This window comes from Saccharomonospora azurea NA-128 (assembly GCF_000231055.2).
Lineage (GTDB): Bacteria > Actinomycetota > Actinomycetes > Mycobacteriales > Pseudonocardiaceae > Saccharomonospora > Saccharomonospora azurea.
In genome coordinates this window covers 3697224-3699318 of the sequence record NZ_CM001466.1, presented here as the reverse complement: position 1 = coordinate 3699318, position 2095 = coordinate 3697224, and the positions used below count along the sequence as shown (strand labels likewise).

1 protein-coding gene is annotated in these 2095 nt (G+C 75.5%); it reads right to left on the bottom strand.

All coding sequences use genetic code 11. From position 1 onward, the window contains the following. Nucleotides 1-2095, bottom strand: a 2095-nt coding sequence (locus tag SACAZDRAFT_RS16995) for an ATP-dependent helicase (protein ID WP_082245344.1), incomplete at both ends; no start/stop codon positions are given.

Here is a 2095-nt window from a genome sequence, read left to right as displayed (position 1 = left end):
TCCGGGTCGGTGACGGCCGCGCGGAGCTCACCGACCAGCTCCGCGAGCGTGAGCCCCCGCTCCCGCGGCTCGACGCGCGTATCCGGCCCCAGGCGTCCGTCCTCGCCGGCATCGGTCAACTCGGACAGGAACCGCGACGGCTGCTCGTCCTCGCCCTGCACGGCACTGGCCAGCAACACCCGCCGGGCACGGCTCGCGGCCACGTAGAACAGGCGGCGTTCCTCCGCGAGGATCGGCGCGGTGGCCGACACGGCCGACACGCCGTCGCCATCCACTCCGGACAGCAGGTCGACCAGTCGCTCGACTCCGAGCACCGAACCACGCAGGCGCAGGTCCGGCCAGCTGCCCTCCTGCAACCCGGTCACCGCCACGACCGTCCACTCGCGACCCGCCGCGGCGTGCGCGGTGAGCAACGAGACCCCCGTGCCCCGCACCGCCACGGGCGCGAGGCTGTCGCCCGCGATGTGCTGCGAGGACAGGTACTCGGCGAACCCCGCCGCACTCGCCTTCGGAAGCCGTTCGACGTAGCGCCGCGCCGCCTCGAACACCGCCACGACGGCATCGAGATCGCGGTCCGCCCGCGCACCCAGCGCCCCGCCCCGGCCCGCCTGCGCCACGAGCCGCTCCTGCAACCCGCTCTCCTGCCAGACCCGCCACAGGACGTCCTCGACTCCCGCGCCCTCACCGACCGCCTCGGCCGCCGTGGCCAGCAACGCGCCGACCCGGCGCACCGGGAAAGCTTCCGCGTCCGCCAGCCCGGCGAGCACGTCGCCGTCGCGCAACGCCTCCACCAGCAGCTCGTCGCTCGACCGCTCACCCCCGGCCACGAGCTCCAGCCTGCGCAGACCGCGGCGCAGGCGCCGCAACGCCAGCGGGTCCGCCCCGCCCAGCGGCGACGACAGCAGCATCTCCGCCGTCTCGGGGTCCAGCGTGTCCGGATCGGCCGCCACCCGCAGCAGCGTCAGCAAGGGCCGCACCGCGGGCTGCCGCGCCAACGGCAGCTCCTCGACCGCCGCGGCCACGGGTACTCCCGCCGTCGCCAGCGCCCGCTGCAGCAACGGCATCGACTGCGACGCCGACCGCATGAGCACGGCCATCTCCGACCACGGCACACCGTCCAGCAGGTGAGCGCGACGCAGCTGGTCCGCCACCCACGCCGCCTCCGCGGCCGCGGTCGGCAACAACCGGGTGCGCACCACGCCGTCGACCTCGCCGGGAGGCAACGACAACGAACTGCGGTGCGGCGCCGTCCCCGGCAGGGTCGCCGCGATGCGCGTCACCGTCTCGTGCACCACCGGGGTGAGCCGGTACGACCGCGTCAGGACGACGGTGTGCCGCCCGTCCGGGTCGGCGTCGGCGAGCAGGCTCGGATCGGCGCCCCGGAACGAGAACACCGCCTGGTCGGGATCACCGGCGAGGACGGCGTCCGCCGCCGTCTCCCCCAGCAGCCGCACCAGCCGGTACTGCAACGGGTCCAGATGCTGCGCGTCGTCCACGAACACGTGCCGCACCCGAGCGCGTTCGCGCGCCAGCAGGTCGGGATCGCCCTCCAACTCCACGAGGGCGCTCGACACCAGTTCGGCCGCGTCGAGAGCCGGGGCCCCCGGCTCCCCCACGGCGTTGCCGCCGATGCCCTGCAACAGGGTCACCTGCTCGTACTGGCTCCAGAACCGGCCCGCCGCCACCCACTCGGGACGGTTGCGGCGCCGCCCCAGCTTGACGAGATCCTCGGGTCCGAGCCCGCGTTCGGCCGCGCGCAGCAGCAGGTCCCGCAGCTCCTCGGCGAACCCGGGGACACCGAGCGCCGGCCGGAGCGACTCGGGCCAGTCCGGCGCGCCGCGAGCGAGGTCCCCGGCGAGCAACTCCCGCACGACGACGTCCTGCTCCGGCCCCGACAGCAGCCGGGGTGCGGGGTTCCCGTCACGCGCGGCCTGCGCACGCAGCACCGCGAACGCGTAGGAGTGCACGGTCCGGACCAGCGGCTCCCGCACGGTGCGCAGCTCGCCCGGCTCGTCGGGGTCGACGGCGGCGAGTCGCCGCGTGATGTCGGCGCGCACGGCGTCGGCCGCCCGTCGGGACGCGGTGAGGACCAGCA